Source organism: Aeromonas sp. 1805, assembly GCF_013085525.1.
GTDB classification, from domain to species: domain Bacteria; phylum Pseudomonadota; class Gammaproteobacteria; order Enterobacterales; family Aeromonadaceae; genus Aeromonas; species Aeromonas hydrophila.
The window spans coordinates 1,573,435-1,580,000 of sequence record NZ_CP038515.1 but is presented as its reverse complement, the minus strand read 5'-3'; the positions used below and the strand labels follow the sequence as shown (position 1 = coordinate 1,580,000).

The following is a 6,566-nucleotide window of genomic DNA, read 5'->3' as shown; positions in this document are numbered from 1 at the left end:
GATCCAGATCCGCAACATAGTTATGACTCCAGTTTGAATTTGAGCGTGATGACTTGCACCAGCTTGTCGGTGGCGCCCGGTCTCGGCTGGTAGCGCCACTTGTTGATCGCCTGAATGGCCGCCCGCTCGAACTGACGCTTCGGCTTGGCCTCGACCACTTCCACATCCTGTACCCGGCCGTCGGCATCGACGCTGAAACGCAAGGTCACCGACCCTTCGATACCAGCCTGCTGGGCCCGATAGGGATAGACAGGCTCGATCCGCTGCAGCGGCATCAACATGTCACCGGCGCCAATCCCGGCCCCCTGTTGCTGGCCATGGAAGTTGCCGCTCGCAACCGGGGTAGGGCTAGTCGCAACGCCAGGGGCATAGACCTGCACCGCGCTGAGGCTGGAGACCAGATCCAGACTCGGCTGCACCGAGGGCAGCGGGGCCGCCGCAGGCATAGGCAGCGGCGTCGAGGCCAGCGCGGCAGGCGGCTCCGGCAAGGGTTCCGGCTCCTGGGGTACCGGGCGCTCTCGCACCTGCACCTCAGTCACCTCGTTCTGCATGTTGATGACGATGGATTTCTGCTCGGCGCTCGCCTTCTCCCCTCTGGGCGGCTCCACCAGGGTGGCCATGAACAGCAGGATCCCCAGACTGAGGGCGATCCCCAGTCCCAGGCTCATCAGCTTGTATTTCATTTCGGTGCCACCGCCACGGCGATGTTGGCAATGCCTGCCGCCTTGGCTTCATCCATCACCCGCACCACCTTGCCGTGGGGTACCCGCTCGTCGGCCTGGATCACCAGACTGGCATCAGGCTGTTCCGCCAGCAGGCGGGCGACGCTGGCCTGCACCCGCTCCACATCGATCTGCTTGCGGTCGAGGAAGATCTGTCCCTGGGCACCGATAGCCAGCATGATGCTGGAGGACTTCTGCGCCTTGGCCTGGCTGGCCTGGGGCCTGTGCACCTCGAGCCCGGCTTCGCGCACGAAGGAGGTGGTGACAATAAAGAAGATCAGCATGATGAACACGATATCCAGCATGGGGGTCATGTCGATCTGCACTTCGTCACGCTGGCGTTTGGATTGCCGTCTCATTGCATTACCTTCTCTTCTCGCAGGCCGTCCCGGGTCTTGGCCAGCGCACGCTTGGCCTGGCTCTCGAGCCGGCTGAGTAACAACACGCCGGAGAGCGCGACCACCATGCCAGCCATGGTGGGGATGGTGGCGCGGGAGATCCCGCCCGCCATGCTCTCCGGGTTAAAACGGTTGGCCGCGGCCAACGCATCGAATACGCCTATCATGCCGGTCACGGTACCCAGCAGCCCCAGCATGGGGCAGAGCACCACCAGGGTGCGGATGAAGATCAGATGACGATTGAGCTCAAGCTCGGCCTCGGCCAGCCAGCGCCCGCGGATCGCCCGAGCGTGCCAGCTGTGGCGCTCGCTGCGGGCCTGCCAGCGGCCAAGCAGCTGGCGCTGCAGCGGGGCAAACCCCAGGTTGAGGTAGAGCAGCCGCTCGATCATCAGAATCCACATCAGCACCAGCAGGGCCAGAATGACCCAGAGCACCGGGCCGCCACGGCCCATAAAGCTCTGCAGCTGTTGCCAGATGTCGAGCATCATGCCGCCCGCTCCATCCCGTCACGGTTGCTTTCGGCCCGCTCGGCCAGAATGCCAGCCACCTGCTGCTCCAGTACGTTGGAGAGTTCGGTGAAGCGGGATTGCAGCAGGCTGTGGGCCAGGATCAGCGGAATAGCCGCTACCAGACCCTGTACCGTGGTGACCAGCGCCATGGAGATGCCGCCCGCCATGATCTTGGGATCGCCGGTACCGAACTGGGTGATGGCCTGGAAGGTGCCGATCATCCCGGTCACGGTGCCGAGCAGGCCCAGCATGGGGGCGATGGCCGCGATCACCTTGACCATGCCGATGCCGCGCTCCATGCGAGGGGTCTCCTGCAGGATCGCTTCGTCGAGACGCAGTTCGAGGGTCTCCATGCTCAGCTCGGGATGCTTGTCAGCCACCGTCAGCACCCGGCCGAGGGCGTTGTCGGCATGGTACTCACCGCTCTTGAGCTGGCGACGAACCCGACCCAGTTCGCGGGAGAGGCTCCACAGCCTCACTCCGGCGATCCCCAGGCCGATGGCGGCCAGCAGCACGATAATGGCGCCAACCTGGCCACCCTGCTGGACTTGCTGCCAGAAGGTGGGGGCCTGCGCCAGCATCTCCAGCAGGGTGCCGTGGGAGGGATCCAGCGGCAGCGCTTCCCCCTCCTGACCCTGATAGGCGGCTGCGGCGGAGAGCACGCTGCCGGGCAGACCCAGTACCGGACTCAGGCCTTCGGCGGTGGGTTGCAGGAAGCCTTCACCACCCAGCAGGGCAAAGCTGCCCACCCGGGTCAGCGCCTGCTCGCTGGCTGCCCCCTGGGCATCGAGCACCTTGCCGGTGAACTGGGCAACCCGGCCCGATTCACGGATCTCTTGCAGCAGGGTGGCGGGCAGCAGGGCGAGGGCGGCGCGATCCGGCACCTGTTTATCCTGCGCCATGGCTTTGAGCGGGGCGAGACGCTCCGGGTACTGGCCCTCGACGGCAGATTCGCTCAGCAACTTGACTGCATCGCTGGCCCCCTGACGGGTCACCGCGAAGATCTCGTTCATGTCGCCGGAGGCCTGTTCCCACTGGGCATTGAGCTCCACCAGCTGCTTCTCATTGCCGGCAAATTCGGCCGCCAGCTGCTTGCTGAGGCTCTGGGCCGCTGCCAGTTTGGCACGGGCACTGTTCAGTTCCTTGGAGACAGACGCCAGATCCTGCTGGGCCTGCTGTTCACGGGCCTGCTCCTGCTGCTGCCAGGCTTCATCGGCAACGGCAGTGGTGGTGCCCAGAGAGAGGGCAATGGCGAGGGGGAACCACTTCATGGTGATGCTCATGACTGGGCCTCCTGACCACGGCTGACGGAAAGGGGGACATTCAACAACTGGGGGACCTTCTTGTCGGCAGCCATCTCCAGCGCCTCGGCGATGGGAGAGAGCCACTGGCTGTCGAGAGCCTGCCACTGCTTGCTCTGCGCAGACCAGCGCCACGCCTGGGAGCGATCGGCAGTCATCGCCAGCAGGGAGACCCGGCCCACCGCCAGCACGTCGACCCGGCGCGGTGCGCCGTCCAGCGCCAGCTCGGCAGAGTAGCTATCCAACCGGCTGCCGTATTCAGCTTCGATTTGGTAGGCCTGCAGCAGCTGGCGGAACTTCTCCGCCTCGCTCACGTCAGATCGGGCCAGGGTCGCTTTCAACTGTTCAACCCGCGCCAGGCGATCTTCCTTGCGCAGCGGCATGTCATTTTGTACCAGCTGCTCCAGATCGGCCTGCATCTGCAGCATCAGCGGGATCAGGCCCTGCCGGGTCTCCTGTACCGCCTCCAGCTGCTGACTCAGTTTGCCCAGCTCATTTTGCTGATCGGCCACCAGAGACTGCATGTAGCGGTTGTAGGCTTCCAGATCACGCAGTTGCAGCTGGGCATTTTGCAGCTCCAGCCGGGCGGCAACGGCCGCATCGGCGGCTTTTTCCACGCGCTGCTGGGAGGCTTTCCCGGCGGCGATGCTGTTTTTCAGTGCCGGTGCGACCAGCTCGTCGGCGCCAGCAGCGAAGTGGACTGACAGTGGCAACAAGGCCAAACCCCAAAACTTATTCATGATATAAATCTTAACAATGATAACTATTCTCATTGTCTCAAAGAGTGGGGGCAGTGGCAATCAGATGATTTTGTTGGCCTTCGGCCGAAAAAACAGGATAATTTTTAAGCAAGCACGGGAGTCACTGGCGTTGGTTCTCACCACACCAAATTAATAAATAAAAAATATCTTTTCGATCAATGTGATAGAGATCGAAAAAGGAGAAGTTCATGTTCAACGATGCGATCTGGGAACACATCGATCGGTTCACCAAGGCCAAGAAGACCAGCGACATCCAGCAGCAGCTGGAGCGCTTCAGTCATCAGATGGGCTTTGATTACTTCCGTTTGCTGATTATTTTTCCCATCAGCATGCAGAAATCCCATGTGGCGTTGTTCAACAACTGCCCCACCAGCTGGTTCGATGCCTATTCGGAGCGGCACTACCTGACCCAGGACCCGGTCGTCTTCCTGGGATTGAAGCAGACCCAGCCCATCTTCTGGAACAAGCTCGACTGCGACTCTCCCTGGCTGCCCAGCGCCAGTCGGGAGGTGATGAACCTGGCTGCCGACTTCGGGGTGAGAAACGGTGTCTCCTTCCCGTTGCACACGCCGCAGGGGGAACACGGCATCCTCTCCTTCATCAGCAAGGAGAAGTCCAATTCCGATCTGATGTTTGAAAACGTTCCCTTGCTGTCGTTCTGCGCCAGCTACATCTTCAACTCGGCGCTGCAGTTGATAAAGAGCAGACCGGATCTGATGAAGTACCTGACCGAGCTGTCGGATCGGGAGAAGGAGTGCCTGTTCTGGGCCAGCGAGGGCAAGACCTCCTGGGAGATCGCCACCATCCTCGGCATCAGCGAGCGGACCGTGAACTTCCACCTCAATCAGGTCACCAACAAGACCGACTCGAAGAACCGCAACCAGGCGATCGCCAAGAGCATCTCCAGCGGCATCATAGTGCCCTCGCTGGACGACGTGACCATCACCAACCTGCGGCTGTCATAATGGCCACCGAGCCAGACAAACAAAAAGAGCCGCAATGCGGCTCTTTTTTATTTCCAGCGACGGCTTATTCCACGGTCACGGATTTTGCCAGGTTGCGCGGCTGATCCACGTCGGTGCCCTTGATGAGGGCAACGTGGTAGGAGAGCAGCTGCAGCGGCACGGTATAGACGATCGGCGCGATCATCTCTTCCACGTGGTTCAGGCTCATCACCCGCATGGTCTCGTCGCTCTTGAAGCCGGCATCGGCATCGGCGAACACGTAGAGGATACCGCCACGGGCGCGCACCTCTTCCACGTTGGACTTGAGCTTCTCCAGCAGATCGTTGTTCGGCGCCACGACGATGATGGGCATCTCGGCATCGATCAGCGCCAGCGGGCCGTGCTTGAGCTCACCGGCGGCATAGGCCTCGGCGTGGATGTAGGAGATCTCTTTGAGCTTCAGTGCCCCTTCCATGGCGATGGGGTACTGGCTGCCACGGCCGAGGAACAGGCTGTGGTGCTTGTCGGCGAACTCTTCGGCCAGGGCTTCGATATCCTTGGCCAGCGCCAGGCTCTCCTTGATGCGCAGCGGCAAGGCTTGCAGCGCCTTGACCAGTTCAGCCTCGGCGGCGGCGCTCAGGTTGCCGCGGCAGTGACCGACCGAGGCCACCAGCATCAGCAGACCGGCCAGCTGGGTGGTGAACGCCTTGGTGGAGGCCACCCCGATCTCGGCACCAGCCCGGGTCATGAAGGCCAGATCCGATTCGCGCACTAGGGAAGAGCCCGGCACGTTGCAGATGGCCAGTGAGCTCATGTAGCCGGACTCCTTGGCCAGCCGCAAGGCGGCCAGGGTGTCGGCAGTTTCGCCGCTCTGGGAGAGGGTCACCAGCAGGCTGTTGGGGCGCACCACCGACTTGCGGTAGCGGAACTCGGAGGCAATCTCCACGTCGCAGGAGACGCCGGCGATCTCTTCAAACCAGTAGCGCGCCACCATGCCGGAGTTGTAGGAGGTGCCACAGGCGACGATCTGGACGTGCTCGACCTTGTCGAAGATGGCGCGGGCGCCGTTGCCGAACGACTCGACTACCACGTGATCCGAGCCCAGACGACCTTCCAGGGTATTGGTGATGGCCTTGGGCTGCTCGTAGATCTCCTTGAGCATGTAGTGACGGTATTCACCCTTGTCACCGGCATCGTGGGAGAGCTCGGACTCCAGCTCCTCGCGCACCACGGCCTCGCCGTGGGTATCGAAGATGTGCACGTCGCGGCGGGTCACTTCGGCCACGTCACCCTCTTCCAGGAAGATGAAGCGGCGGGTCACCGGCAGCAACGCCATCTGGTCGGAGGCGATGAAGTTCTCGCCGATGCCGCGACCGATCACCAGCGGGGAGCCGGAGCGGGCTACCACCACGCGACTGTCGTCACGGCTGTCCATCACCACGGTGCCGTAGGCGCCGCGCAGCTGCTTCACCGCGACCTGCATGGCCGCCAGCAGGCTGGGGCGGATTTCAGTTCGTGGTGCACCAGGTGGGCAATAACCTCGGTGTCGGTGTCGGAGCTGAACACATAGCCCAGCGCCTTGAGCTCTTCGCGCAACTCTTCGTGGTTTTCGATGATGCCGTTGTGCACCACCACGATATGCTCGGAGACGTGGGGGTGAGCATTGCGCTCGGACGGCTCGCCATGGGTAGCCCAACGGGTATGGGCAATGCCGGTACCACCGTGGACGGACTGCTCTTCCAGCGCCTTGGCCAGCTCGGCCACCTTGCCCAGCCGACGCACCCGCTGCAGCGGCTGGTTGGCGCTGAACACGGCGACACCGGCCGAATCGTAGCCACGGTATTCCAGACGGCGCAGGCCCTCTACCAGGATTTCAGCCACATCACGTTGGGCGACGGCCCCGACGATGCCACACATACACTTCTCCTTGA

7 protein-coding genes and 1 pseudogene (1 of these 8 running past the window's edge) are annotated in these 6,566 nt (G+C 62.5%); 1 reads left to right on the top strand and 7 read right to left on the bottom strand.

Annotated features, from left to right (window positions below):
- The 6 genes in view from E5E96_RS07505 to E5E96_RS07480 are tightly spaced (at most 2 nt apart) and all read right to left on the bottom strand, a layout consistent with a single transcriptional unit that may run on beyond the window.
- A protein-coding gene (locus E5E96_RS07505; RefSeq protein ID WP_171281852.1) for a hypothetical protein crosses the window boundary here: on the bottom strand, positions 1 to 18 show its 5' end (the start). It extends 1,161 nt beyond the left edge of the window; only the first 18 of its 1,179 coding nucleotides appear in the window; it begins with the start codon at positions 16 to 18; its stop codon lies beyond the left edge, outside the window.
- A gap of 2 nt (positions 19 to 20) precedes the next feature.
- Positions 21 to 683: an energy transducer TonB gene (locus E5E96_RS07500; RefSeq protein ID WP_017410458.1), complete on the bottom strand. Its 663-nt coding sequence runs from the start codon at positions 681 to 683 to the stop codon at positions 21 to 23.
- On the bottom strand, positions 680 to 1,081 hold the full coding sequence (locus tag E5E96_RS07495) for a biopolymer transporter ExbD (RefSeq protein ID WP_011707897.1): 402 nt from the start codon (positions 1,079 to 1,081) through the stop codon (positions 680 to 682). The genes E5E96_RS07500 and E5E96_RS07495 overlap by 4 nt, the downstream gene beginning before the upstream one ends.
- Positions 1,078 to 1,608, bottom strand: a complete 531-nt coding sequence (locus E5E96_RS07490; protein WP_005307253.1) for a MotA/TolQ/ExbB proton channel family protein — start codon at positions 1,606 to 1,608, stop codon at positions 1,078 to 1,080. The genes E5E96_RS07495 and E5E96_RS07490 overlap by 4 nt, the downstream gene beginning before the upstream one ends.
- Entirely contained in the window at positions 1,605 to 2,912 is a 1,308-nt protein-coding gene (locus E5E96_RS07485) for a MotA/TolQ/ExbB proton channel family protein (protein WP_171281851.1), read from the bottom strand. The genes E5E96_RS07490 and E5E96_RS07485 overlap by 4 nt, the downstream gene beginning before the upstream one ends.
- Positions 2,909 to 3,670: a DUF3450 domain-containing protein gene (locus E5E96_RS07480; RefSeq protein ID WP_171281850.1), complete on the bottom strand. Its 762-nt coding sequence runs from the start codon at positions 3,668 to 3,670 to the stop codon at positions 2,909 to 2,911. The genes E5E96_RS07485 and E5E96_RS07480 overlap by 4 nt, the downstream gene beginning before the upstream one ends.
- 209 nt (positions 3,671 to 3,879) lie before the next feature.
- Here E5E96_RS07480 and E5E96_RS07475 point away from each other — a divergent pair, with 209 nt between their 5' ends.
- Positions 3,880 to 4,656 (top strand): LuxR family transcriptional regulator, encoded by a 777-nt coding sequence (locus E5E96_RS07475; RefSeq protein WP_016352388.1) that lies wholly within the window; start codon positions 3,880 to 3,882, stop codon positions 4,654 to 4,656.
- Positions 4,657 to 4,720: 64 nt separating this feature from the next.
- Here the strand turns inward: E5E96_RS07475 and glmS are convergent.
- Positions 4,721 to 6,552 (bottom strand): annotated as a pseudogene (gene glmS / locus E5E96_RS07470) (glutamine--fructose-6-phosphate transaminase (isomerizing)).
- Between the last annotated feature and the right edge of the window lie 14 nt (positions 6,553 to 6,566).